The organism is Methylomonas sp. Uni0009 (genome assembly GCF_054188105.3).
Genome location: NZ_JBTAFN010000001.1, coordinates 2,109,793 through 2,135,042 on the forward strand (window position 1 = coordinate 2,109,793; position 25,250 = coordinate 2,135,042).

At 54.8% G+C, this 25,250-nt stretch carries 16 protein-coding genes; 12 read left to right on the forward strand and 4 right to left on the reverse strand.

Annotation, left to right across the window (positions count from 1 at the left end; translation table 11 throughout):
• The first annotated feature begins 108 nt into the window (after positions 1-108).
• Together ACWAU0_RS09980 and ACWAU0_RS09985 are read left to right on the forward strand one after the other, a co-directional pair.
• Positions 109-1,011, forward strand: coding sequence for a hypothetical protein (locus ACWAU0_RS09980; protein ID WP_458139048.1), 903 nt, complete (start codon positions 109-111; stop codon positions 1,009-1,011).
• A 13-nt stretch (positions 1,012-1,024) separates the two neighbouring features.
• Complete coding sequence (locus tag ACWAU0_RS09985) at positions 1,025-2,716, forward strand: hypothetical protein (protein ID WP_458139049.1); 1,692 nt, start codon at positions 1,025-1,027, stop codon at positions 2,714-2,716.
• A 193-nt stretch (positions 2,717-2,909) separates the two neighbouring features.
• On the opposite strand, the gene ACWAU0_RS09990 is transcribed toward ACWAU0_RS09985, so the two are convergent.
• Positions 2,910-3,293 carry a hypothetical protein gene (locus tag ACWAU0_RS09990; RefSeq protein WP_458139050.1) on the reverse strand — a complete coding sequence of 128 codons (384 nt, stop codon included), beginning with the start codon at positions 3,291-3,293 and terminating at the stop codon, positions 2,910-2,912.
• Here ACWAU0_RS09990 and ACWAU0_RS09995 point away from each other — a divergent pair.
• Genes ACWAU0_RS09995 through ACWAU0_RS10015 form a run of 5 tightly spaced genes read left to right on the forward strand, consistent with a single transcriptional unit; the run spans position 3,273 to position 15,323 of the window.
• Complete coding sequence (locus tag ACWAU0_RS09995; protein ID WP_458139051.1) at positions 3,273-6,932, forward strand: hypothetical protein; 3,660 nt, start codon at positions 3,273-3,275, stop codon at positions 6,930-6,932. The genes ACWAU0_RS09990 and ACWAU0_RS09995 overlap by 21 nt on opposite strands.
• A gap of 9 nt (positions 6,933-6,941) precedes the next feature.
• The gene (locus ACWAU0_RS10000) at positions 6,942-8,561 is read left to right on the forward strand and encodes a hypothetical protein (RefSeq protein ID WP_458139052.1); all 1,620 of its coding nucleotides are present in this window, start codon (positions 6,942-6,944) and stop codon (positions 8,559-8,561) included.
• Positions 8,554-10,533 (forward strand): ATP-binding protein, encoded by a 1,980-nt coding sequence (locus ACWAU0_RS10005; protein ID WP_458139053.1) that lies wholly within the window; start codon positions 8,554-8,556, stop codon positions 10,531-10,533. Before ACWAU0_RS10000 ends, ACWAU0_RS10005 begins: the two co-directional genes overlap by 8 nt.
• Positions 10,534-10,536: 3 nt before the next feature.
• Entirely contained in the window at positions 10,537-14,358 is a 3,822-nt protein-coding gene (locus ACWAU0_RS10010) for an eCIS core domain-containing protein (protein WP_458139054.1), read from the forward strand.
• Positions 14,358-15,323: a tetratricopeptide repeat protein gene (locus tag ACWAU0_RS10015; RefSeq protein ID WP_458139055.1), complete on the forward strand. Its 966-nt coding sequence runs from the start codon at positions 14,358-14,360 to the stop codon at positions 15,321-15,323. Before ACWAU0_RS10010 ends, ACWAU0_RS10015 begins: the two co-directional genes overlap by 1 nt.
• Positions 15,324-15,490: 167 nt before the next feature.
• On the opposite strand, the gene ACWAU0_RS10020 is transcribed toward ACWAU0_RS10015, so the two are convergent.
• Complete coding sequence (locus ACWAU0_RS10020; RefSeq protein WP_458139056.1) at positions 15,491-16,027, reverse strand: SH3 domain-containing protein; 537 nt, start codon at positions 16,025-16,027, stop codon at positions 15,491-15,493.
• A 73-nt stretch (positions 16,028-16,100) separates the two neighbouring features.
• Between ACWAU0_RS10020 and ACWAU0_RS10025 the strand changes: the two genes are divergently transcribed.
• The gene (locus ACWAU0_RS10025) at positions 16,101-16,850 is read left to right on the forward strand and encodes an IS5 family transposase (protein ID WP_129871393.1); all 750 of its coding nucleotides are present in this window, start codon (positions 16,101-16,103) and stop codon (positions 16,848-16,850) included.
• On the opposite strand, the gene ACWAU0_RS10030 is transcribed toward ACWAU0_RS10025, so the two are convergent.
• Positions 16,831-17,613: a hypothetical protein gene (locus tag ACWAU0_RS10030; RefSeq protein ID WP_458139057.1), complete on the reverse strand. Its 783-nt coding sequence runs from the start codon at positions 17,611-17,613 to the stop codon at positions 16,831-16,833. The genes ACWAU0_RS10025 and ACWAU0_RS10030 overlap by 20 nt on opposite strands.
• A gap of 1,392 nt (positions 17,614-19,005) precedes the next feature.
• Here ACWAU0_RS10030 and ACWAU0_RS10035 point away from each other — a divergent pair.
• Positions 19,006-20,037, forward strand: a complete 1,032-nt coding sequence (locus ACWAU0_RS10035; RefSeq protein ID WP_313733325.1) for an agmatine deiminase family protein — start codon at positions 19,006-19,008, stop codon at positions 20,035-20,037.
• A 15-nt stretch (positions 20,038-20,052) separates the two neighbouring features.
• Entirely contained in the window at positions 20,053-20,937 is an 885-nt protein-coding gene (locus ACWAU0_RS10040; protein ID WP_101054376.1) for a carbon-nitrogen hydrolase, read from the forward strand.
• A 66-nt stretch (positions 20,938-21,003) separates the two neighbouring features.
• Here the strand turns inward: ACWAU0_RS10040 and ACWAU0_RS10045 are convergent, their stop codons facing one another.
• Positions 21,004-23,238 (reverse strand): Rne/Rng family ribonuclease, encoded by a 2,235-nt coding sequence (locus ACWAU0_RS10045; protein ID WP_319962391.1) that lies wholly within the window; start codon positions 23,236-23,238, stop codon positions 21,004-21,006.
• 418 nt (positions 23,239-23,656) lie between these two features.
• On the opposite strand from ACWAU0_RS10045, the gene rluC reads away from it, so the two are divergent.
• Positions 23,657-24,616, forward strand: coding sequence for a 23S rRNA pseudouridine(955/2504/2580) synthase RluC (gene rluC, locus ACWAU0_RS10050; RefSeq protein WP_458139058.1), 960 nt, complete (start codon positions 23,657-23,659; stop codon positions 24,614-24,616).
• Entirely contained in the window at positions 24,600-25,247 is a 648-nt protein-coding gene (locus ACWAU0_RS10055; RefSeq protein WP_319962393.1) for an HAD-IIIA family hydrolase, read from the forward strand. The genes rluC and ACWAU0_RS10055 overlap by 17 nt, the downstream gene beginning before the upstream one ends.
• The last annotated feature ends 3 nt before the right edge of the window (positions 25,248-25,250 follow it).

Below are 25,250 nucleotides of genomic sequence, written 5' to 3' on the forward strand. Positions count from 1 at the left end.
ATTTATTTTTAGCCCCTCACCCTATCCTCTCCCGAAGGGCGAGGGGTTTTATGCTGCCGGATACCGAGATTTTGGCATTTCCTATTGGGCACCACACACGGAGGCCGCATGGACACCCTAGACGATTTCACCACGTTGGAACAGGACGCCAGTCTGTCGGAACCCTTGCGCCGCGTCGCTTACGAGGCCGGGATGATGCTGGGTCTGGAAGCGACCCGCGACGAACAGGCCTACCACCGCCGCCGCTTGACCCGTCATCAATACTGGCTGCAAGGATACGGCACGCTGGCGGGGATGGTGGTCAGCATGGCACCGGCCACGCATCCTAACAATACCGACAATCTGACGGTGCGCTTGCTGGTCAGTCCGGGCATCGGTATCGACGGCCTGGGCCGCGAAGTACTGATTCACGAACCCTACTGCATCAATCTCGGCGACTGGCTGGCCGCGCAATCCGAAAGTCATCTGCGTGAAGGTTATAGCGATGCCGATAATCTGCTCTGGCTGAAAATCTGCGTGCGGCAAAAAGACTGCCCGGTGGCGATGCAGCCGGTACTGGCGCGTAAGCTCAATCTCAGTACCGACGCGGTGCAACCCAGCCGCACCGCCGATAGCGTGCGTCTGGAATTGCTTCCGGAATTACCGCCACCAGCGGCAGACGATGATTATCAACCCTGGGCTTGCCATCAAGCGCTGCCGGCGGCGATGCCGGCGTTGTCGGCCGCCGAACAAGCTTTGTTGCAGCAAGTGCAAAACGATAACTCTCAGGCCGGTGCGCAACTGGCGCTACATGCCCGCTTGCTGCACGCGCTGGATGGCGATGGCGTGAATCCCCAACAATTTCAAGACGAGTTGGAGGAGGGCGCCCGCTTGCTGCTGGCCAGGATTAGCATCAGCGTCGCCGACATCAACGCCATTCTGGTCAACCCGCAATTAATCTCGATCAACAACTTGGTGCGGCCGTTCCTGGCCACCGCCAGCCAATTGGCTTGGCTGGCGCGCCAGCCCTGATCATGGAGGGACTATGAGCGAAATTCTATTTCAACCTCTCGGCAATCCGATAGCCGCCGGACTGGCGCTGGACCAGGTCGCCGACATCGACCCGCGTCTGACCCGCAGCCACTATTTCGACGGCCGCTTGCTGACTGCCGAAGACCTGACTCGCGATCAAATCTATCTGGATCAGCGCTTGCGCGAACTCGGCCGCGTGCTGGGTAGCGGCATCGTCGCCGGTTTGGCATTGAGCTTTGACCGCTTCACCGGCTTGCTGACGCTGGAGCCGGGATTAGCAATGACGCCGGCCGGACGGGTGCTGGAGCTGGGTAGCCGGCTGATCGTTAATATGCGCGACCGGGCCTTGATCAGCGGCCTGAATGAGGGCAATTTCTCGAATCTGAACCGGGGTTTGTACGCGGTAGTGCTGCGCTATGTCGATGTCGGCACCGACATCGCCGAGGTGTTTCCGAAAGATTTGAGCGCCAAGCGGGGATTTCAATACGCGATGATTACCGAGTCGGTGCAAATGGGTCTGGTGCCCTTGCCGATTCCGCTTCCGCAGCAAAGTCCTTTGCAGATCCGCGCCCGATTGATGCGGGAGTTGCTTGGCGACGATCAATTGCACGGTTTATTACCGGAAGATGCCGTGGCCTTGGGGTTGGTGGCCATTCAAGAAGGCGCGCCGCAATGGCTGGACGCACAATTGCTGCGTCATCCCTTGCGCGCCGAAGCCGGCATCGATTCCTTGCAAAGCGATTTGGCGCGGCAATATGAAGCATTGCTGGCCGACATTCTGGTTAATCGCCGTAGCGGCGGCCTGACTGGCGACTTTCATGCCAGCGATTATTTTTCCTTGCTGCCGCCGGTCGGCAGTTTGCCCAAGGAAGCGGTCGATCCGGTCAACGGTCGGCAGGGCTATTTCCCGGAAAACTATCAGGTCGCGATTGCGCCGTTACGGCAATCCGATGTGGAACAGATCCGCGCCGAATCCCTGGCTTTGCCGCCCATTGATTTAAGCAACGGCGAGCCGGTGGACATCGTGGTGCTAGTGCCGCTGTCCAATCTGGATTACGGTCATTACGCCGCGCAACTGGAACGTAATTTTGATCCGAATAGACGCCTGCTGCCGCAACTGGATTTGCTGCGCTTGAAACTGTATCCGGTCAGGCCGGTGCATGCGCTGGATACCGACCAGGCGGCCTGGCAGGCCATCTGGGACCGTTTCGGCAGTAACGCGCCGTTGTACGTGCGCCGACCCAGTCGCGCGGCGGAGACTTCGATCAGCGGTATCGTGTTAGCGCTAGGTACGTCCTTGCCGACACCGCCCGAAGTGGTGGGTGGTCCGGCCGACGGCGGCGGTTTGATCGACGACGAGGACAACGTGTTCTTGAAACGGGTGAATTACCCGATGCTGGCCGAGCTGCGGGCTCCGACCGACGATGCTGGCCGTGCGGCATTAGCCACTTTGGTGGAGTCTTTCAGTGAGTCGGCATTGGTCGCCACCAGCCAACGCATCTTGCTATTGGTGGAGCGCCAATACGACGCGGTAATCTGGCAAACCCTGCAACAACTGGCCGTCGCCAACAATCTTGAAGCATTTTTGGCCGCCCTGCGCGCCAAACCGGCTAACCAATCGACCAGTGAATTGGTTGTTGCTGGCGGCGGGGCCTTGGGTTTGGATAACGGCTTAATCGGGCAATGGACGGTGTTGTTGCCGTGATGGGGGTTAGTTACTTTGCAATATTTTGAAGAGGACGTGGAAATTGGCGGTTTTATATCCCCTCACCCTAGCCCTCTCCCGGAGGGAGAGGGGACTTTTACGATAGGCTCCTGAAGGATAAGTTTTTGTAGGGTGGGCACGATTGAGTGCCCACGCGGAGGTACACAGCCAACGGTGGGCAAAATTGCCCACCCTACGCCTTCGTTTCGGGACGGGTTTTCATCCCGTATGCCGCGTCGAGCACCGGAGCTTTTGAACGGATCAGCCCGAAGGGGCGATGCATGGATGCATCGCGTTGACGAAGGGGCAGGAGCCCCTTTCGGCAACCCCGTTCAAAAGCGAGGAGCACAGGGGATAAGCGGCATTCGGGTGTCTTTTCTTTTGGATACTTTTCTTTGGACAAGCAAAGAAAAGTATCTCGGCTGTCGGTCCGAGAACCGACATCAACAACATCCGTCGCGATAGCGACACAATAAAAGCTGTTCCAGGTCGGGGAAGGTTTATGCAAACAAAATTTCCCCAACAGATATGGAAAGAAGAGTAAGGAGTAGCCATCATGTCCATGATCCTGCTGCATAACCCCATCGCCAGCTCCCGCAGCTTGCAGCGGGTGCACATGTTTCCCGGCCGGCATCTGGGCGAGGAAGAGTTCGACCGCGAACAGGCGTATGCCGATGCGCGGCTGGCTACTGTTTTACAGAGCAAAACCGCCGGTATCGTCCATGGCCTGGATTTACAATTGGGACCGAACGGTGTATCCGAACCCGGTTTTAGTGTCAGTGCCGGCTTGGCTTTGGCCGCCAATGGCCAGGCGCTGGGTCTTTACTATCCGCTACGTGCCGAGTGGCAGGATTTGATCGACGCCTACCTAATCCGCAACCAGGTCACCAGTGCGGTCGGTGTTTATTATCTGATGCTGACCCGCGGCGACCGGGAAATCGACGGGCCGGGTGTCGATCCGTGTCAGCGCACCGAGTTGGATCCGATCCGCGATACTCAGCGAGTATTGGCCGGCAGTCTGGCCTTGCAACGCATCAATATCAGCGACGCCGCCGTCAATACTTGGTCGCGCGAACGTATCGAAAACTGGGTCGCCGCTGACCGGGTCGATGCCGGTTTCATGGCCAAGTTGGGCCATGCCGTTCCCCTGGCCTTGTTGGCGGTGGTGAGCAACGAGGATGCCAGCTACCGCATCGCCTGGCTATCCCAAGAAGCCGGCCGCTACGAAGCGGTGCCGAACAGCGGTTATCGGGTTTTGCTGAATCAAAGCGGCGCGGCGATGCGTCGAGTCATGCAGGCCGCTGGTTTGCCGGCCAATGCTGGAATTCCGTTGCCGCAGTTCCTGCAAGACAATTTACATCTGGATTTTTTGCCGGCAGCTGGTCAGTTGCCGTTGGACTGGCTGCAAAACCCTGCGACGCCGACACCAAATCTACTTTGGCTGCCAAGTCATCTGGGTATAGACATGGTGCCGGTGCCGGAAGAAGCGGTGATCGAATTGTTAAATGGCCATGTCGCCCGGCGGGTAATCGATTTGCGCCAGCCGGCCGGCGATAAGATTCGCTTGCTGTTGGCGGTGAACGAGCCGGATTATCGGCCTAATTTATTGGACATTCCGCAAACCGACAGCGTGCTGGAAAGCGATATTTTCCGGTTTTACATGCGGGCTTACGAGGCTTGGCGCAAATGGCGCCAACAATTCGATGCGCTGTATTTTGTCGAACCGTCCAATACGCCGCCTCTGGCTGGCGGTATAGGCGTGATAGAACATGCGGTGCTCGATCCGGCGCAATTCAAAAATCTGGATTTACCCAAACCGGAAATGCCGCCGGCCTTGCCTTTGACGATTTTTGAGAAAGTCATCGCCCGCGCCAACAGCGAACAACAAGATCCGCAAAATCCCGGTACGCCGTATCCTTATAGCAACGGTGTGCCGGCGCGGCCGAATTTTTACAGCAATTGGTTAGGTGAAGGCGGCAATCCTCCACCGATAGCCGTGCCCAGCGACGATGGCTTGGTGGTGCAATATGCGGTAGCCCTAGTGGAACTGGAAGCCATCGAAAACCAGATTCGGGCGATTCGCAGCCGGGTCGAGAAAACCCGCGACTTTCTATTATTGCAACGCCAGCAACTGGATTCGCAAACCGTGGCGCTGGCCGCATTGGCCGGCGGTGTGGCCGGCGACGGCACCGGCTTGCAGGTGGCGCGCTGGTTGCCGTATGCCAATCTGAATGCCACCGATATTCCCAATAACGTCGAAAAAGCGGTCAGCACGGAAAGCGTGGTCAGCAATGCGCCGAAAGCCGTGTTTGCCACCGCGTCGGCCGGCTTATTCAACAGCGCGATCAGTCAGATGGCTGCGCCGAAAATCTCCGCCAGCAGCGCCTTGAGCAGCAACTTATTGAGCAACGCGCTGGCGTCCACATCGTCAGTGTCCAAGTCGGCGTTTTTATTGACCAGCAAGCCGCAAACCTATTCGGCGTTTGAATTGGGCATCAACAAAAATCGCCTGGATATGTTGTCGCGCATTACCAAGGAAGCGGTCAGCAAGCCGGCCTTCGAAGCCAAGGAATACCGCTTTGGCGTGATCGATCATATCAGCCCGGAAATCAACGAATATGCCAAAGCCTATTACGGGATGAAGGAATTGCTGGCCACGCTGACCGATTTATTCGATCCCACCGATGCCGCCACCTTGCGCAAGCAGATGGAAAAAATCGGCGTGGTGGAAGACGATCAGGCCGGCGCCAATGCCACCAATCCGTTCGAGCGCAGCGGCAAGCTGGAATCGCCGACCGTGCTGGATAATCTGGCCGATAAGAATGCGCCCAACAACCCGCAACGCTCCAGTCTGTTAAAGACCCAATATCGCTACCATGCCTTGTTCAAAGCCGGACGGATTTTGACGCAATGGATCGCGATTTTCGAGGCGCGTTACAACAATATCGAACGCAAACTGCAAGGCAAATTACGCGAACAAGCCAATAAACTGGCGCAGATCGACAAATTGGCCGGCCTGATCCGGGTAGCGCGGGAAACTCTGGAAGGTATGGACAGATTCCGCGTCGAACAACTGGGCGATTATGGCGTCGCGCAGCGTTTGCTGGACGAAGACTGGCGGCAGGTTTGGGCTTTGAATAAGGAACGTACCCGGATTCTGACCAAGGCCTTGCGCGGTTTGTATTACGTTCGGGTGCGCGGCACGCCGGTCAGCGCGGCCTTGGCCGATCCGTTGGCTTTGCGTTACGGCAGCAGTAGGGACATCGTCCCCGGCTGCGATTGGGAAGAGGAAGTGGATTTGCCGGTGGCGCTGGATCCGTTTTTCGCGGCGATCTGCGAGATTCCGATGGACGACTGGGCCGGCTTAAAACCCTTGCGACCCAGGCTGCCGCCGTTTCAGCAATTCGATTATCTGGGGCAATTGCGCCAGGCCCGCTTCAAGGCCAGGCCCGCCAGCTTGCTGACGCCGGCCAATACCGATACCTTGCAGGCCCGCCTGCAAACCCAGATCGTCATGCAACAGTGGGCCAGTTTTAGTTTGCCGGCCTTTACCGCCAGCAGTTTGCAAACTCAGGCCGCAGCCGCCAAAGTGTTGGCTTTGGAAGATCTGGCCGGCACAGCCGGACCGCTGCGCAAACCCGCCCACGAGTTGCGCGAGCAGCTGGAGCATTGCCAGTTTTGTTTGCTGGAAAAACTCAACCTGTTGCCGCCTTCCTTGCGTTTGCAATGGGGGCAACTGGCCGAGGACGATCAGATTCGCGTCGAGGATGTGTCCTGGTGGCCGGGCATGGATAGGGCGGAAGCCGACGATTTCAATGCCGCCCGCACCGTGTCGGAATTGATCGCCTGGTGGTTTCGGCAGCTGGACCGCGATGCCTCCGCCGCCAGCCGTAGCGCGATGCGCAATATGATCCGGGCGGTGCTGATTCATGCTTCGTTGGGCGATCCGCAGGAAATCATCCGCGGGAATGTGCATGTGCCGCCGCGCCTGGCGGCTGTCGGCGAGCGTTTGCAGGTCAAATTGAATCGGCCGCCGTTGCCGGGCACCCGGCTGCAATTGCTGGATACCGAGCAGCGGGTGGTGGCGGTATTGGCGGTGGAGGACCACAGTCCGCAGAGCACGCAGGTCACTATCGTCGATATGTTGCAAAGCGGCGTGAAGATCAACACCCGCTTTAGCGTGGTGGCGAACAAGCTGACGCAGCAGCGCTTGTAAAGCGCCGATATGACCAAGCTTGCCGCCGATACCGTTGCGATACGCCGTCTGACCGTCCGGGCCGGACAGCAGCGCACGGCGGATAATTTGCGCGATACCTTGCAATGCGCAGATTGGCCGCAAGCCGGGCAGGACAGCTGGGTTTTTATCCGGCGCCTGCAAGTCAGCGGCGCGGCGCGGCAACTGTCAAGGCAGTTGCTCGACCAAACCCGACAACATTTAAATACAAACAATAATCCCGACCAAGTGATGCGCTTTGCCAGCTTGGCAGAGTTGTTAGCGGCCTTCCTGACGGATTTAATGCGCGGTCGCGCCGGCTTTAACTGGTATTGGCGACGCTGGGCGCATTGGTTTGATTTGCCGGTATCGCGGGCCATCTCCGGCATATTGTCGGAAAATCTAGCTTTGCTGCCGTCGGTTGCTGCGCGGTTGGCGCAACAGGGTGGTTTAGCTGCCGTCTGGTTGAGTCTGAGCGACAGCGATGGACGGCAATTGGCGGTGGAAATGGCTGGACTGAATGGTTTTCGGTTGCCAACTGTGTTGGAAATATCAGAACTACTTGATCCTGGAATTGAGAGGGCGGAAAGGCGACACCCGCCGGCAGCTGCAACACACACTTGGGCTGGGCAAATATCCTTGCGGCCAGAATTATTGGCGCATTGGTGCGGGGTTTTGCAAGAGTTGAATGTCACCGATGGCCGCTATCAATTGGCCTTGTTACTGATCGGTCGGGAAGCGGCCCCGCTATTGTTGCAACAGCAGCCGGCTAACGTGCTGGCGTTTTTATCCAGCTGTTTTGCCTTCCCTTTGCCAGCCAAGCAAAAGGATGTTGGTGGCCAGCTTAGGTCAGCGCAGATGAATGACGCGACCCAGGCAAGGGTTCATCCGGCACCATCTAATGCCCTTCCCCAAGCACCGTCGGTGAGACAAGTCGGCCAGACGCCAGCGCAGGTAGGGCGTGATACAAAATTAAATTCCGATAACGGTGTGGAAAACCAAACGCCTTTGCTGTCTGAGCGTAACTATGATGCTGGACCTGACGGCACAACGAGCGGACGATCATTGCAAAATCGTATTCAAGTAGACCGGTCATTTGCCGATTCGTCTGTTCGTGCTATGGAGCTTGAACAGGTTTTACATTCCGCACAAGTCAGCGAACGCCCTGAGTTTGCTGGATTCCATACCCAGCAAGGCGGCTTGCTGTATTTACTGAATATGCTCAACCGGCCAGAAATGCGCTGCTTGATGCTGGAACATGCCCAAATCTTGCCCAGCGGCTGGGCCTGGTTGTATCGGCTTGGGCAGGAATTAAAGTTGAACGAGGACGATGCGCTGGTCGATTTCATCGCGCTGCAATTGGGTCTGGATGATAGCGCCGAACTGGTCCAATTGCCGCCTTTGCCGGCCCGCGCACAGGTGTTGAGTCTGGCCGAGCGCTGGTATGGCAAGACCGGCGTTTGGCAGCCTGAGTTGTTGGCGCTTGCCGGGCAAATTCACTACAGCCCTAGCCATATCGATTTGTACGCGCCGATGTCGGCGATCCGATTGCCCGTGCGCCTGGCCGGGTTGGACATCAATCCGGGCTGGTTGCCGTGGCTGGGCCGAGTCGTGAGTTTTCATTATGACTAAGCCGCCGCAGCCCTTGGCCGAATCGCTAAATCTACAAACGCCTGGCCGGTACCAACCGCTGGCGGCCTTGGTGCGTGTTGGTTTGGCCGAGTTCTGGGAACGGATGATGCCGGGCGACAGCGAACTGTCCGAGCAATTGCGGCAACAAGCCGCCCGGCTGTTAAACGTGGAAGTGCTGCCGAGTTGGATACAAATGCGCGAACACGCGGCCGCCCAGTTGCATGCATTGCCCGGCCCATTTGGGCATTGGTTGCGCGAACAACAGATCGATCTGCCGCAAGCCTTTTTGTTGGCCGTAGTTGGCAGCGCCGAGACCGACTATCTGGTGACCCTGACGCTCAGCGAATTGCAAGCGCCCAATCCCGGCAACCGCCTCGCCGCGCATCTGGCGCTAACGATGCTGGACGAATTATTCGGTGCCGGCACACTGGATGCGCTGGATTTGCATGCTACGCCGTTGGTGCAACAGCAGGTGTTATTACTGGAAGGATCGGGGCCGCTGTCGCTCCGGCCATTGCGCATCGAGCCGGCCTTGTGGTCGGTATTGTGCGGCCGGCCGACGATTTGGCCGGGATGCCGAGTGGTTGCGTTGACTGACCGGGAATTGCTGCCGCAACGTATCCGCAAACAATTGCCGCATTTGGCGACCTTATTGGCGAAAGGCGAAGTGCGCGGCTTGGCGATACGCGGCAACAGCGGTTGCGGCCGGCGGGCCTTGGCCGCCGAGCTGGCCGGTTTGTTGGGATTAACGGCCATCGAAGTGCCGAGTGATTTGTGGCAACAGCAGCTGGCCTTACCGCTGGCCTGCCAACTGGCCGGCTGGCTGCCGGTCATCAAGGTGCAGGTCGCGGCCGGCGAAAGCTGGCAGTTGCCGGCGATACAACCCAATATCGCCCATGTGATTGTGCTGGGTATGATCGATGCGGTATCCGGCCAGGATTTGTTGGAATTGGAAATGGGCGTGCCCGACGAAGCCGAGCGCCGCCAGCTTTGGGCGCGTTACCTCGCCGATCCGGAATTGGCTCGCCGTGCCGGCAGCGCTTTGCTGAGCGGGCCGGTGATTCAGAAGGTGGCGCGCAATGCGGTACTGCGCGCCGAACAGGCTCGCACTACGCTGAATGCCGAGCATATTGCCCAAGCCCGTCGCGACTTAGGCGCGGAGCGCTTACGCCTATTGGCCGAGCCGGTGCGGCGGCGGGTCGAGCGCGAGGCAGTGGTGTTTCCACCCTTGGTCGAACAATACCTGCACGATTTCATCGCCCGCGCCCATAGCCGCGAATTGTTGTGGGAAGCCTTGGGCGTAACCTTGCAGGCCTCGCGAAATGCCGGCCTGCGGGCCTTATTCGTCGGCGACAGCGGCACAGGTAAAACTCTGGCGGCCAGTTATGTCGCGACCGCGCTGGGCGCACCGCTGTACCGCGTGGACTTGGCGGCGATCATGAACAAATACGTCGGCGAATCCGAGAAAAATCTGGGCCTTTTACTGGATCTGGCCGCCGCTGCCGATGCCATCCTGCTGTTCGACGAAGCCGATTCGTTATTTGGTCGCCGCACCGACGCCCAGCAAAGCGGCGAGCGTTACGCCAATATGCTGACCAACTTTTTATTAACCCGCATCGAAAACCACCCCGGCATCACCATCCTGACTACCAACAGCCGCGAGCGCATCGACAACGCCTTTACCCGCCGCCTGGATGCAATTGTGGATTTTCCAATGCCGGGCTTTCAGGAGCGTCTGGATTTATGGCGCAGCCATTTCGGGCAACGTAGCCCAAGCGACGATTTATGCAAGACACTGGCCAGCTATTGCGACATCAGCGGCGGCCAGATCCGGAATGTGGTGCTGACCGCTGCCGGCTGTAGCCCGGCCGATCAGCCGATTGGCATCGAGCCTTTGTTGTCGGCTTTGCAGCGCGAATATCAAAAGCTGGGCCGCAATCCGCCGGCGCAGTTAAAACAGTTAAGGAGTTAGCTTATGGCAACCCTGGCGTCCAAACTCCGCAAAAAGCAGCCGCAGCGCAAATCCAGTGCGCCGCCCAAACCCAACGAAGAGAAAAAACAGCGCAAGCCGGCATATCTGCAACGCAAGATGGCGGTCAGTCAGCCGCATGACCCAGAAGAAAAGGAAGCTGACCAAGTAGCGCAGGAAGTCAGCCGTGCCAAAAAAACTGACGAACAGCCGGGGGTGAAGGAAGACAAGGAGATGATTTCCAGCAAGCCTGTGCCGAGTGCTCAGCGCTTGCTGCGGCGGCTGAACCGGGCTGTGGCGGATGCTGCCAAGCCGGAAGAGGAGCAAAAACCGGTGCGCAGGGCGAAAAAGCCGGATGAGGAAGAGAAAAACCCAGCCGCGCAGCGCTCTGTGGAAACCGAGGACAAAAACGAAAATCAGCTCAAACGTCTGAGTCGTAAAACCAAGGAAGAAGAAAAGCCCAAGGCCGCGCGGTTATTTCGCAAGGCCGCAGGACACGAAAAAACAGACGAACAACAAACGACTGCCGCGCGTTTGTTACGCAAATCCAAACCGGCGGATGAAGAGCAAGCGGTCGCCCAAACCCGCCTGAATCGAGCTGCTGCCGAAAATGCAGAGCAGCCTGAAGATACCGAATCAGCCGCGTCGGCAAACACAGTCGAGCAGTCGGTGGAGGCGCGGATCGAGGAAAGCCGGGGTAAGGGGGCGCCGTTGCCGGAAAATATCCGGCGCGAGATGGAGCAACAGCTTGGTGCGGATTTTGCCGGGGTGACCATTCATAACGATGCCGAAGCGGCGGATTTGTGCAAGCAACTCAATGCTCGCGCCTTTACCGTTGGTAACGATGTGTACTTCGCGCCCGGCGAGTTTGCGCCGGAAGCCGACGCCGGGTGCGAACTGTTGGCGCACGAGTTGAGTCATGTGGTGCAACAAAGCGGCGGGGTGCAACGTGTGATGCGCGCACCGCCGGCGGCTCCTGCTGCCGCTCCCGCGGCGGGCGGAGCCAAAAGTGCCGGTAAAGGTACACTGAAGGGTGGGGAATTGCATGTGCCCCTGCTGACTTTGCCGCAAAAACCGGGCATGCAGGAAAAATTCAGCGCTAAATACGGCGGACTGACCAATTGGAAATTGCCGCAAGCCGACGAACGCACCAACCAGATTGACGACTGGAAAAAGCAGATCAAACCGTCGTCCGGCGGCTGGGATTTAAAACCCTACCTCGGCAGCGACAACACTTTGCCGGATACCAACGGTGCCAGCACCCAATATGCCTTGAAGCTGAAAGCCGGGGGGGGCGGCCAAGGCTATCTGATCGGCTCCGAAAGCGACATCCGCGAGCAGGCGATTCTGCCATGGTGGAATAGTCAGGGCGCGCCGCATCTGTTCGATGTCGATCATATTCTGGAGCTTCAATTGGGCGGCGATGCGGACAAGCTGGACAATTTCCAGCTGCTGGATGCCAGCGCCAATCGCAGTTCGGGTAGCAAGATTAAAAACGCCATCGATAAGGCGATACGCGCGGCCATCCCGCCCGAAGTGGAAGGTGGTGGCGACTTGCCGGAAAATCTCTCCAAACCGTTGCCAGGGCGGGGCAAGGCCGCTCCTGGAACTGCACCGGCACCGACTGCGAATGCCGCGGCGCCTGCTCCGGCCCCTGCCACGGGAGGCGGCGCAGCACCGGCTACCGCAGCCAAAGATCCGGCGTCGGCTGCACTGGACGCGATCAAAACCAGCTATCAGGATAAGCTGATTTTCGACGAAGTTAAATTCGAGGGGGCCGTTGGCGGCAATCCGGGCATCTGTTGGCAGGCCGACCGGGTGACGAAGATGGAACATCTGAAGCCGTTGGAGAAAGCTACCAAAACCAATGCGCCGGATCTGTTTGCCAACGACAAATTGCGGCTGCTGCCACGTCCCGGCGCCGGGGTGATGTTTGTCAGCGCGTTAAAGGGCGATCCCGGTAGCGAAACCTTCGACGCCGGTAGTTGGGGCGGCATGTCGGTGGTTGGCGGAACCTTCAACCGCACCGCCGGCAGCGGTACGGTGACGCTGACCATGCCCAAAACCAAAAAAGTCGATGCACAAAACACGACACTAAATTTTGTCAGCAGCGGTGCGCCGACCCTATGCCATATTCCGCCCGGCCAGGTAGCCGAGGCTTATCGCAACGCCTTTAAAGCCAAGACTTTGAGCCCGATTGCGCTGAATAACGCCGATATGGATGCCAGCGCCAATATCGTCGGCGGCGGCGTCTTAACCATCGACGGTATTCCGCTGTTGGTCGGCACGACTGTCGACGTCGCGTTGGTGGGCGGCGATCTGGTGTTCTCGAAAACCTTTTCTACCGATGAATTCGATATGAAAGGGCCTATCCAATTGGATAGCAGTTCGCTGACGCTGAGTGCCGGCGCGGCCACGCCGATTGCCGCCGCCGGCTTGGTGGAGTTTCATATCGGCGAACTAGCCAAAGGTTCTTTGGAAGGCAGTGCCACCGCCGGAGGCTTTGCGATGGCCGGCCAATTGGAATTTGATAAACAGCTGTTCACCGGTGCGGGGCGCATCGATTATGACAGCGCTAAAGGCATCAAAGCTTCGGGTACGCTGGGCCTGAAGCCGGGGGCGTTGAAAGGCATCAAAAAAGCCAGTTTTACCCTAGCTTACGACGATGCCAAAAAAGCCATCGATTTTGCCGGCGATGCCGAGGTTTCCGTGCCCGGTTTTAAAGGCGCCAAACTGTCTGCGCATGCTGACGATACCGGCAATATCAGCTTGGGTGGCGAGGCGACGCTGTCCGACACCATTCCACGCATCAAGGGAGGCAAGCTGAACATTGCTGCTGATCGGAAGGGCGATGTCTGGTCTTTGGGCGGCGGCGGTGAGCTTGAGCCCGATTTGAGCGGATTGGACGCCAGCGCCAAAATCAAACTGGATTATAAAGATGGCTTATTGAATGGCAAACTCACGGCCAATTACAAACGCAGCATGCTGGCCGGTAATATCGATTTGAATGCCAAAGCCGTGGTCGGCGACGGTGGCGGCGAGGCCGAACCGATCAAGGTGTGGGGCAGTGGCACGGTCGATGTCACTGCCGCGCCTTGGTTGAAAGCGACCGTTGGATTGACATTGGACGAGAAAGGCGAGATTACCGTGTCCGGCGAATTGGGTTTGCCCAGTTCGTTGGAGATCTTTCCGCGCAAGGAGATCAACAAATCGCTGTTTGCCGTCGCCACGCAAGTACCGATTGTGCCGGGCATCGTCGCAGAAGTGGGTGGCAATCTCAGTGCAACGGCAGGCATTGGCCCCGGCAGCCTGGATCAGTTGAAAATCGGTTTGACCTACAATCCGGACCATGAAGAAAACACCAAAATTACCGGCGACGCTCATCTTAAAGTGCCGGCCGATGCCGGCTTGCGCTTGGCGGTGCGGGCCGGTATCGGTCTGGGCATCACTGGCGCCAGTGCCACCGGCGGCCTGGAGATAGGCGGCAAACTGGGTATCGAAGGTGCCGCGGAGGCAGGCGTGCATGTGGATTGGACGCCGACCACCGGTCTGGATTTGACCGCCAAGCTAGCGGTATCCGCTCAACCCAGCTTTACTTTCGATATTTCCGGTTACGTAGCGGTCACCGCACTGGGCTTTAGCGTTTATGACCAACGTTGGCAATTGGCTTCGTACCAGTTCGGCTCTGATTATAAGTTCGGTATCAGCCTGCCGGTGCATTATCACGAAGGCCAACCCTTCGATGTGTCGCTGGACGATGTGCAGTTCGAGGTGCCGGATATTTCGCCGGGTGACATATTGAACGGTTTGATTTCCAGGATAGCTTGATGAATGTGCTTAACGATCTGCTCAGAGAAGGGGTAATCGCCCATCAGGCCGGCAATCTGGTCGAGGCGGCGCGTTTGTACCGGGCGGCGCTGGAATTGGACGCTGACAATGCCAGCGCGCATAACAATCTGGGCTTTGTGCTGGCTCAGCGACAAGAGTGGCCGGAGGCCTTGGTGCATTTGCGTACCGCGCTGCGTCTGAAACCGAATATGGCGATGGCGCATTGCAATATCGGACAGGTGCTGGTGAATACCGGACATGCCAACGAGGGCCTGGCGCATCTGCAACAGGCCACGGCGTGCGATCCGGATAACGTCACGGCCTGGGACAATCTGGCGAGGATTAGAGTGCTTTTAGGTGACTTTCAGGGCGGCGAATATGCGGCGATCCGGGCCTTGAAGCTGCAACCCAACGCGCCGCAGCTGCATACCCGCTTGGGCATCGCCGTGGCCGCGCAGCAACGGTTGCCCGAAGCCTTACAGCATTATCAACAAGCTTTGGCATTAGACAGCAAACATCAAGAAGCCTGGGCGCAATTGGGTATTACCTGTTTTCTACGTAACGATCTGGGCAGCGCCCGCGATGCGTTGGAAACCGCGCTGGCGCTGAATCCGGACGACAGCAATGCCTTGCGGCATCTGGCCTTGGTGAATCTGAGTTTGGGTAACCGCGATGTCGCCATCGCCCAGTTCGAGCATTTGCTGGAACACAATCCGGACGATGACGAATCGCGCCTGGATTTGGCGGTGGTTTTGTTATCCGGCCAGCATACGGCGGCGGCTTTGGAACAACTGGAGTCGATAAACGAGGCTGTGCGGGCGTCCAGCAAATATCAGTTCTATTTGGGTTTGGCCTTGCAACAAAACGGCGAGCAGGAATCCGGCGCGCAATTGCTGCGGCAACTAGCCGATTTGCCGGATGATGCCTACGGGGTTAAGGCGCGGAAGATGTTGTTGGTGAGTTGAGTTTAGTGAGACGCGAAGGTTTTGAATTGGAGCCGGAGGATGTCGAGTATTAGGTTGAAAAGGATGGGCAACGGTCAATACCTACCACATAATTTGAGTCAAATAACGACCGCAAACTAGCGCATTGCAGCCTAAAACAATTCCAAGTAGGAACCCACTCCTAGATACTAATATTTGAACCTTGCGACATATCTGGTAAATATCCAACCGCTTGCTGTTTCGCCATTTTCGAAATGAACCACCACGAATGTCCAATTCCTTTGTTTTTCTATAAATACAACAACTTGACCAAGACTTAGTAACTCAACTACCTCCGATTTAATGGTAGGCGCGCTTCTTAGCTTGACATTGTCTGCAGATATAAAACGCAAATCACTTGACATCCATGTCAAGCTGTTGATATCAGTATTCTTTAGTTGGCTCAATTTCTTCTTATCAGACCATTCTTTCTTAATAATCTCTTCAACATATGGTGTTAAAAGGTTTGCAGAAATGCTAACAATATAAGGGTACACAATGTGCAGTAGAAAGCCCAATAATATAATTTGAATATATTTAGGAAGTAGCTTGAAATGGCTAACAGCTGATTCATTGTCTTCAGTAGAAATGGAAGCAAGAGTGGCTTCAAGTCGAGTCTGGTAAATATCATTTTCGTAACAGCCCTCGTTGAATTCACTATCAGAGTTAATAGGGGCTGTTGCCATTTTGTCATAATCCCTTTGAAAATCGATTGGCGAGCCATATTGATTGAGTTTTCAATCAAACGATAACTAGCGAATGCCACGCCAACTGCTTACAGATACCCACTGGGAAAAGCTAAAAACGATTATGTTGAGTTTCAGCATTTACGACAAACCCGGTCTTCGGCAAACGGTCGAAGGGATTTTTTATCGCTTGCGTGTTGGCTGCCCTTGGCGAGACTTGCCCGTCGCTTTTGGCAAGTGGAATGCCGTGTACAAGCGCTTCAATGCCTGGTCACTGCAAGAAAAGCTGAGGGGTATCTTTCAAGCGCTAGTGATTGAGCCTGATTTGGAATGGCTATTTATTGATGGCAGCATTATTAAAGCCCATCAACACAGTAGCGGCGGCGCCCATGAAAATCCAACAGCCATCGGGAAATCGGTCGCAGGCAACACGACCAAAATCCATATGGCGGTTGATGCCGGTGGACTTCCCATCCAGTTCTCGATTACGGGGGGCGAAGTACATGACTGCAAAGAAGCGCCGGAATTTGTGGCCAAGCTCCCCCAGGCGGGCTACATGATTGCAGACAAAGGGTATGACAGCGAGCCGTTACGGATTCAAATTCGAGACCAAGGCACAGTCCCCATCATCCCAAGAAAACAAAATTCAATAGTCGGGAATGAGGAAATGGACTGGTGTCTCTATAAATATCGCCACCTCGTTGAAAACGTATTTGCGCGACTGAAACATTTTAGAGCTATTGCCACCCGATATGACAAACTAAAACGCAATTTTGAAGGTGCTATCGCCCTGGCTTGTGCATTTATATGGTTACCGATGTGAAACGGCAACAGCCCCTAGTTTCCTGCATCTGGTAGATTGCATCTATCAGGGAATTGTTACCACCATAGACCTTATTCAAATTGCTGATCGTATCGGCTAGAGTGCTACTGATGCCGTATGTCTTTTGTATCTGGCTGACTGCATTCATCAAGGCACTGTTACCACCGTAGACCTTATTCAAATTGCTGATCGTATCGGCTAGAGTGCTACTGATGCCGTATGTCTTTTGTATCTGGCTGACTGCATTCATCAAGGCACTGTTACCACCGTAGACCTTATTCAAATTGCTGATCGTATCGGCTAGAGTGCTACTGATGCCGTATGTCTTTTGTATCTGGCTGACTGCATTCATCAAGGCACTGTTACCACCATAGACCTTATTCAAATTGCTGATCGTATCGGCTAGAGTGCTACTGATGCCGTATGTCTTTTGTATCTGGCTGACTGCATTCATCAAGGCACTATTACCACCGTAGACCTTATTCAAATTGCTGATCGTATCGGCTAGAGTGCTACTGATGCCGTATGTCTTTTGTATCTGGCTGACTGCATTCATCAAGGCACTGTTACCACCATAGACCTTATTCAAATTGCTGATCGTATCGGCTAGAGTGCTACTGATGCCGTATGTCTTTTGTATCTGGCTGACTGCATTCATCAAGGCACTATTACCACCGTAGACCTTATTCAAATTGCTGATCGTATCGGCCAGAGTGCTGCTGATGTTGTATGTCTTTTGTACTTGATTGATATTTTCAGTCAAAATTCTGCTCCTGCTATCTGCTGTGTAGGCGCTGGTGGGATGCATTTAGGTAAGTCGCGTAGCTCCGATTAGCGCTGGGTAATCGGAGAGAAAAGTGTGATTACCCAAGCTTTTATTTCCTTTAAGTAGGGTACGTCGCACCTTTATTTTGAATGGCAGCTTATTTGCCTTGTTTAGATCGCGGCTGGTGGCGGTTTTCAGTTGCGATGAATGGCTTGGTTTAGGGTGGAATAGCAATCACAAAGGCTCGAAATATTCGCATCTGTTAGCGCGTTGCTTGTTGGTAATCAATTTGGCCTTTGGTTCACTGCATTTGTTCGGGGCGCTATTACTAAAGAATCTACAATTGCGGCAGACGCGCGTGGCTGTGCGGCAGCCGGCGCATTTCGATTCGTACGCATAATCGGTTTGCCGTAGTTTGTAAGCACAGCGCCAGCATTCGCCATTACCCTTGTTACTCATCGCTACCCAGTTCTATCAGAAAATATCTTGATTGGCATACGATTTTCCTGTCCTTTTATCATCTGAGATAGTTAGCCACCAAGCTTTTGTCATTGAAGCAGATCGAACGGCAGACCGCAACGGGCCGCAGTAAGGCCATCGCGCTTTCCAGGCCTGATTTTCAATCCGCGCTAAGCGCTTTATAGCGTCCCAAGGTTATTAGTAAGCGTGCCTAATTTGTTTCTAATTGGTATCAAGTCTAAGGGATACGGCGGTACTTTCAACGTCCAGCTTGATGCCTTAATTGTTGAAATTGCGCCAATAACTCCCGCAAATTCAATATTCCCGCTTGAAAAAATCGGCCGTAAGGCCAGAATGAAACGCAGAGCGCTACTGCGGTGTTAACACTGCGCAAGCGGTCGATGACGAGTGGAACAAATGAGCGGCAACGCGTGTCCTGTCTGAGGATTGAACGTTAGGGGCAATTACCACGTAAAGAGCGGGTACGGAAAGATTCAAATTAGTGCATAGTGGCGTCGAATCCCTCGAGCAATCGTGGTTTCGTATTTTGTTCATAATTGGCTGAAATGATGGCAGATGTCTTGGTTAGTGCGGCCTCACGGTAAATTTCGGGATTTCTGACTGACTACAGACCTCGAGTCTGACCTCGTCAACGGCATCGGCGGTAGGCTGGCGGGTTGGAAACTACAGTTTAGGCTGTCGAATCCCCCGCCGGCGGGCTCATCATCCATCTCCGGTTATTTCTCCCTTCCTGCTTTGCGAACAGCACTTCGGCTGTTTCTCGGTGTTAGCTCAATCCCCTTGCAACCTTGCTTCTGTATCCAGGCATACGCCGCAATGACATTAAAATTCCGTGGAATAGGCCTAACCGGTCAGCATTGATACAATAAGGCATTATTTCTCAAAGCCACATTATCCAGGGAGTACTTCATGATTCGCTTTCCAGCAGAATGGGAAACACAATCAGCCGTCATCATCGCTTGGCCGCACCACAGCGGCGACTTTACCAATCTGTCCGCCGTCGAAGACACCTATCATTTTGTCGCCACCACTATCAGCCGGTTTCAGCCCTTGGTGATTATTTGCAAGGATGGCGAGCATCAGCAGCATATTCAGACGCAACTGGGCCACAACGACAAAATTCATATGGTGCAGGCCGATTACAACGACATATGGCTGCGGGATACGGTGTTTTTGACGATGGAGTGGGAGCATCCCAAAGCCAGCGTGCAGTTGCTTAACTTTCGATTCAATGGCTGGGGTAAAAAATATCCGCATGCGGCCGACGATGCTTTGAATCTGGCGCTGTTTGCGCATCCGATTTTTAAAGGTCATCCGACAGCAACATTAGATTTAGTGTTGGAAGGCGGCAGCGTGGAGTCGGACGGTCAAGGCACCGTGATGACCACCAAAAACTGTCTGCTCAATCCCAACCGCAATCCGGACTTGTCGGAAGCGGCGATTGCCGGGCAGTTGCAAAACTATTTGGGCGCGAAGCGGATTTTATGGGTCGAGCAAAGCAATCTGGCCGGCGACGACACCGATGCGCACATCGACACACTGGCGCGGTTTTGCGACGCCAACACGATTGCTTACACGGCTTGCGAAGACAGCGCAGATCCGCATTTCCAAAGTCTGAAAAATATGGAAGCGCAGTTAAAAACCTTCAAAACGGAAAGCGGCGAAGCCTACCGCTTGGTGGCTCTGCCTTTGCCGAAGCCTATTTTTGACGAACAAGGCCAGCAATTGCCGGCCAATTATTCGAATTTCTTGATTATCAATGGTGCAGTATTGGTGCCGGTTTATGAAGACGCGATGGATGCGGTGGCGCTAGAACGGCTGAAAACCTGCTTCCCTAATCATGAAATTATCGCCACCCCGTGCCGGCCGCTGGTGCATCAATACGGTAGTTTGCATTGCGCCAGCATGCAGGTGCCGGCATTTGTTAAATTGAATTTCTAAGCATCTGTCCGACTCATGAAAAAATCGATTATCGCCTGCGCCGTGCAGCAGCCTTGCAATCGCGGCCGGGAAACCAATCTGGCTTATTCGATTAGTCAAATCGAAACAGCCGCCCAACAAAATGCCGACTTAGTGGTGCTGCCGGAACTGCATCTGGACCATTATTTTTGCCAAAGCGAAGACACCAGCTGTTTTGATTTGGCGCAGCCGATTCCCGGTCCGACTTGCGAAACGCTTGCCGAAGTGGCCAAGGCCAACAAGGTAGTGATCGTCTCGACCATTTTCGAGAAACGTGCGCCGGGTTTGTACCACAACACGGCGGTGGTGTTCGATAAGGACGGCAGCATCGCCGGCACCTTCCGGAAAATGCATATCCCTGACGATCCGGGATTTTACGAGAAGTTTTATTTCACGCCTGGCGACCTGGGTTTTACGCCAATAGAAACGTCGATAGGCAAGTTGGGGGTGTTGATCTGCTGGGATCAATGGTATCCGGAAGCGGCGAGGCTCATGGCGTTGGCCGGTGCTGATGTGTTGATTTATCCCACCGCTATAGGCTGGAATCCCGAGGATGACGCTGTCGAGAAACAACGCCAATGCGATGCCTGGATTACCGTGCAACGTGCGCATGCGGTGGCGAACGGCATTCCGGTGATTTCCTGCAATCGTATCGGTTTTGAAGCGGCGCCGGATCAAGCGCCGGGCATTCAGTTTTGGGGAAACAGCTTTATCGCCGGCCCGCAAGGTGAGATTTTAAGCAGCGCCGACGATAATCAAGATGTGTTGTTATTTGCCGAGCTCGATTCGCAGCGCAGCGAAGATGTCAGACGCATCTGGCCGTTTCTGCGTGATCGCCGGATAGATGAGTATGCGGATTTGAAGAGACGCTTTATCGATTAAAGACTGATGATGTCAGCGCTTTGAGAAAGCCGGACAACAGCTAGAACTGTTGGCCGGCTTTTTTTATCAGTCTTCGCTGGCGCTGCGGCTGACAGGTTCTTGAGGTGTTTCGTTGTGGCGATTGTTGCTGCGCTCGGCGAACTCTCTATCGTAAGAGCGCGGCTGGCTGCTGGCTTCGCCGCTTTCGGAATAGCTTGGAGCTGGGGTTGGACGTTCGCCGCCTTGATTGCCTGTTGAGCTATTTTCGCCCGCTTCGCCACCGGCGCTTTGCTCGGGGCGTCTCTCGCCACCGTTGCGCGGGCCACGTCTGCGGCTGCGGCTGCGGCGGCTGCGTTCTTGGCCACCGTTGCCGTTTTCTCTTTTTGCGGTTGTAGTCGCGTCGTCGGTATTTTCCTGGTCAATCACCACGGCTTGCTTTGGCTCGACTGGAGCGCTGCCCGTAGCTTCGGTATTTGCCGGGTTGTTGGGCGGACGGCGATTGTTGTTACGGCGGTTGTTGTTACGGCCTGATGCTGAGCGCTCGCCCCTCTCTCCTCTGTCGCCGCGATCACCACGGTCCCGGCGATTGTTTCTGCCGGATCTGGGTTTGTCTTCGTTGCTTTTTTCAGAGGCTTCGCCGTTTTCGGCGGCTTTGCTATTCCCGATCAGACGCTGCCAGAAACGTTGAATCAGACCGGCAGAGGTCTTTTTGTTTTGTACGGGGGCCGGGGAGTCCGGTAAAAACTCCTTAATCGCGGCTTTTTCGGCTTTAGGGCCGGCCTGCTTGGCAAATTCCGGTACCGTGATGTCTTCTTCCTTGATATGCAAATGGCTGGCTTTTTCTTCGCTGCTTTCGCCTGCAGATTTGATGCGTTCGATGTCGTAAGACGGGGTTTCCAGGTGTTTGCTCGGCAGCACGATAATGCCGACTTGCAGTCTGGTTTCGATTTCCTGAATCGCCGCGCGCTTTTCGTTGAGCAGGAAGGTGGCGCAATCGATAGGCAAATGGGCGATGACGCGCTCGGTGCCTTTTTTCATCGCTTCTTCCTCGATCAAACGCAATACAGCCAGCGTGACCGATTCCACGTTACGAATCGTGCCTTGGCCTTTGCAGCGCGGGCAGGTCAGTTGTGTGGAGTCGCCCAGCGAGGGACGCAGACGTTGTCTGGACATCTCCATCAAACCAAAGCGCGAGATGCGGCCGGTCTGGATGCGGGCGCGGTCGATTTTCAACGCATCGCGCAGACGGTTTTCCACTTCGCGCTGGTTTTTGTTCGACATCATGTCGATGAAGTCGATGACGAATAAGCCGCCCAAATCGCGCAAACGCAATTGGCGGGCGATTTCGTCGGCGGCTTCCAGATTGGTGTTTAATGCAGTCTCTTCGATGTCGCTGCCTTTGGTGGCGCGCGCCGAGTTGATGTCCACAGAAGTTAAGGCTTCGGTGTGATCGATGACTATCGAGCCGCCGGAAGGCAATGACACTTCCCGGCGATAGGCCATTTCAATCTGGGTTTCGATCTGGTAGCGGCTGAATAGCGGCACGCTGTCCTGATACAGTTTGGCCTTGTGCAGATTATGCGGCATCACCTGCTTCAAGAAGTTATGCACCAGTTTGAAAGCGCCTTCCTGGTCGATCAGGATTTCGTCGATGTCGCCGCGCAAGTGATCGCGCAGGGCGCGGATGATGACGTTGCTTTCCTGGAAAATCAGGAAGGGCGCGGTTTGCTCGGTGCTGGAGCGGTCGATGGCTTCCCACAGTTGCAGCAGGTAGTTCAAGTCCCATTGCAGTTCTTCGACGTTTTTGTCGGAGCCGGCGGTGCGGATGATCAAGCCCATGCTGTCCGGAATTTCCAGCGCGGCCATTGTTTCGCGCAATTCACTACGGTTGTCGCCCTCAATGCGGCGGGAAATGCCGCCCGCTTTGGGGTTATTCGGCATCAGTACCAAATAGGTGCCGGCCAAACTGATGTAAGTCGTTAGCGCCGCGCCTTTGTTGCCGCGTTCTTCTTTTTCAATCTGAACGACGATTTCTTGGCCTTCGCGAATATTGGATTTAGAGGATTTACCCTCTTCGCTGTCGCCGGTCCGGTACTCGGGGGCGATTTCCTTGAACGGTAGAAAACCGTGTTTCTCGGCGCCGTAATTAACGAAGGCGGCTTCTAGGCTGGGTTCTACCCGAGTGATGATACCTTTATAAATGTTGGATTTTTTTTGTTCTTTTGAAGGAACTTCGATGTCGAAATCATAGAGTTTCTGACCATCTACCAATGCCACTCGCAGCTCTTCGGGCTGCGTGGCGTTGATAAGCATTCTTTTCATTAAATTATCCTTATTGTAATTTGTATCCTACTTAGAGCTTAAACAGGTTTGGTTGTCGCGGATAAAGGCGGCGTGTTTCCCCATATGTACTTAAGTGAGCGGCCAGACTGACGGAAAACTGCAATTAGTTGTAGTAATTGTCGCAGCGGGTTATCGGCATTGCCGAGGGTGGCGCTTGAAAAGTGGGAGGTCTGTTATACCGAACTCTATTCTAAGGATGCAGCTCGCTCATCATGGGTTGAGCGATAAAACCCGAAAAAATTCTTTTAGGTCAGCGCGAAGACACAACGCTGAAACCCCGGTCTTTAAATTTTTATAGCTAAAGTCTATCCAAAGATAAACTAGCCTAATATAGCAATGTTTATTGACAGCAGCAATTTTAAACATGGCTGGCGGATATGTTGTTATTATTTGCCGCATGAATACCGCAGAAAATCAGACCAATCCGCAAGTCCAATGGCTGGAAATTACCGAGGCAAACAGCGAACAAAGGCTCGATAATTTTCTGATCACTTATCTCAAAGGCGTTCCCAAAACTCGCATCTATCGCATGGTCAGAAAGGGCGAAGTGCGGGTCAATAAAGGCCGTATCGACGTTAGTTACAAGTTACAGTTGGGCGATATTGTGCGAATCCCGCCGGTCAGAGTCGCGGAAAAAAAAGACGAAATCATCATCCAACCCACCTTGAAGTTCAGCCTGGAAAACCACATTCTTTACGAAGACGACGGCTTTATCGTGCTGAACAAGCCGGCCGGCTTTGCCGTGCATGGCGGTAGCGGCGTCAGTTCCGGCGTGATCGAAGGACTAAGACAGATTCGGCCGCAACAGAAGTTTTTGGAATTGGTGCATAGGCTGGACAAGGAAACCTCCGGTTGCTTGTTGATTGCCAAGAAGCGTTCAGTATTGAAGCTATTGCATGAACTTTTTCGCGGCGATGGTATCCAGAAGACCTATTTGGCTTTATTGGTTGGGCAGTTCCAACGCAAGAAACAATTAGTCGAGGTGCCCTTATTGAAAAACGTCGCCCAGGGCGGCGAGCGGATGGTAGTGGTCAGCCAGGCAGGCAAATCCGCCGAAACCTTGTTCACGCGGCTGAAGCAGTTTCAGGATGTCACCTTGGTACATGCCGCGCCTAAAACAGGCCGTACCCATCAGATTAGGGTACATGCTGCTTGGCTGGGGCATCCGATTGTGGCTGATGATCGTTATGGCGATGACGATACGAATAAAGCCTTTAAAAAGCGCGGATACAAGCGTTTGTTTTTACACGCCGAGCAACTGCAGTTTGCGCATCCCGTCAGCGGTGCCTTGCTGCACTTTACCGCGCCATTGCCCGAGGATTTACAAGAATTGCTGAATCATGAAAAACCGCTTTGATTTAATCATTTTCGATTGGGACGGTACTTTAATGGATTCGGTAGACTGGATTGTGCATTGCATCCAACAAGCTGCGATGAGTTGTGAATGTGCCGTGCCGGAAGCGCAGGCGGTCAGGGACATCGTCGGCTTGAGCATCGAAAATGCGATGAAGCAACTGTTTCCGAATGAAGAGTCCGAGATCCGGCAAAAGATCGCTGCCGATTACGCGGAAACCTTTTTTAGCAAGCAAATCGGTCCTGACGACTTGTTTCCCGGTGTGCATGAAATGTTGAAGCAGTTTCGTGACCAAGGGTATCGCTTGGCTGTGGCGACCGGCAAGAAAAGCGCGGGTTTGCATGCGGCAATGAATGCGACCGGTGCGGCGGATTTGTTTTGTACTACGCGCTGTGCGGACCAAACGGCTTCCAAGCCCAATCCGCTGATGCTGGATGAAATCATGACCGAACTGGGTGTGGATAAACAGCGCACCTTGATGGTCGGTGACTCGGTGCATGATTTGCAAATGGCTTTAAATGCCCAAGTCGCGTCAATCGGTGTCACTTGCGGGGCGCATTGCGCGGCAACCTTGCAAAAATACAATCCCTTGTTGTGTGTGAACTATCCCACCGATTTAATCGGAATCATATAGGAG

Bases quoted from the DNA above. Each gene is read 5' to 3' on its own strand.
- ACWAU0_RS10040 (WP_101054376.1), top strand. From the start codon at position 20,053: ATGAAAAAATCGATTATCGCCTGCGCCGTGCAGCAGCCTTGCAATCGC.
- ACWAU0_RS09990 (WP_458139050.1), bottom strand. From the start codon at position 3,293: ATGCAGCAGGATCATGGACATGATGGCTACTCCTTACTCTTCTTTCCA.
- ACWAU0_RS10000 (WP_458139052.1), top strand. From the start codon at position 6,942: ATGACCAAGCTTGCCGCCGATACCGTTGCGATACGCCGTCTGACCGTC.
- ACWAU0_RS09985 (WP_458139049.1), top strand. From the start codon at position 1,025: ATGAGCGAAATTCTATTTCAACCTCTCGGCAATCCGATAGCCGCCGGA.
- ACWAU0_RS10015 (WP_458139055.1), top strand. From the start codon at position 14,358: ATGAATGTGCTTAACGATCTGCTCAGAGAAGGGGTAATCGCCCATCAG.
- ACWAU0_RS10045 (WP_319962391.1), bottom strand. From the start codon at position 23,238: ATGAAAAGAATGCTTATCAACGCCACGCAGCCCGAAGAGCTGCGAGTG.
- rluC (WP_458139058.1), top strand. From the start codon at position 23,657: ATGAATACCGCAGAAAATCAGACCAATCCGCAAGTCCAATGGCTGGAA.
- ACWAU0_RS10055 (WP_319962393.1), top strand. From the start codon at position 24,600: ATGAAAAACCGCTTTGATTTAATCATTTTCGATTGGGACGGTACTTTA.
- ACWAU0_RS10005 (WP_458139053.1), top strand. From the start codon at position 8,554: ATGACTAAGCCGCCGCAGCCCTTGGCCGAATCGCTAAATCTACAAACG.
- ACWAU0_RS10020 (WP_458139056.1), bottom strand. From the start codon at position 16,027: ATGGCAACAGCCCCTATTAACTCTGATAGTGAATTCAACGAGGGCTGT.
- ACWAU0_RS10010 (WP_458139054.1), top strand. From the start codon at position 10,537: ATGGCAACCCTGGCGTCCAAACTCCGCAAAAAGCAGCCGCAGCGCAAA.
- ACWAU0_RS09980 (WP_458139048.1), top strand. From the start codon at position 109: ATGGACACCCTAGACGATTTCACCACGTTGGAACAGGACGCCAGTCTG.
- ACWAU0_RS10035 (WP_313733325.1), top strand. From the start codon at position 19,006: ATGATTCGCTTTCCAGCAGAATGGGAAACACAATCAGCCGTCATCATC.
- ACWAU0_RS10025 (WP_129871393.1), top strand. From the start codon at position 16,101: ATGCCACGCCAACTGCTTACAGATACCCACTGGGAAAAGCTAAAAACG.
- ACWAU0_RS09995 (WP_458139051.1), top strand. From the start codon at position 3,273: ATGTCCATGATCCTGCTGCATAACCCCATCGCCAGCTCCCGCAGCTTG.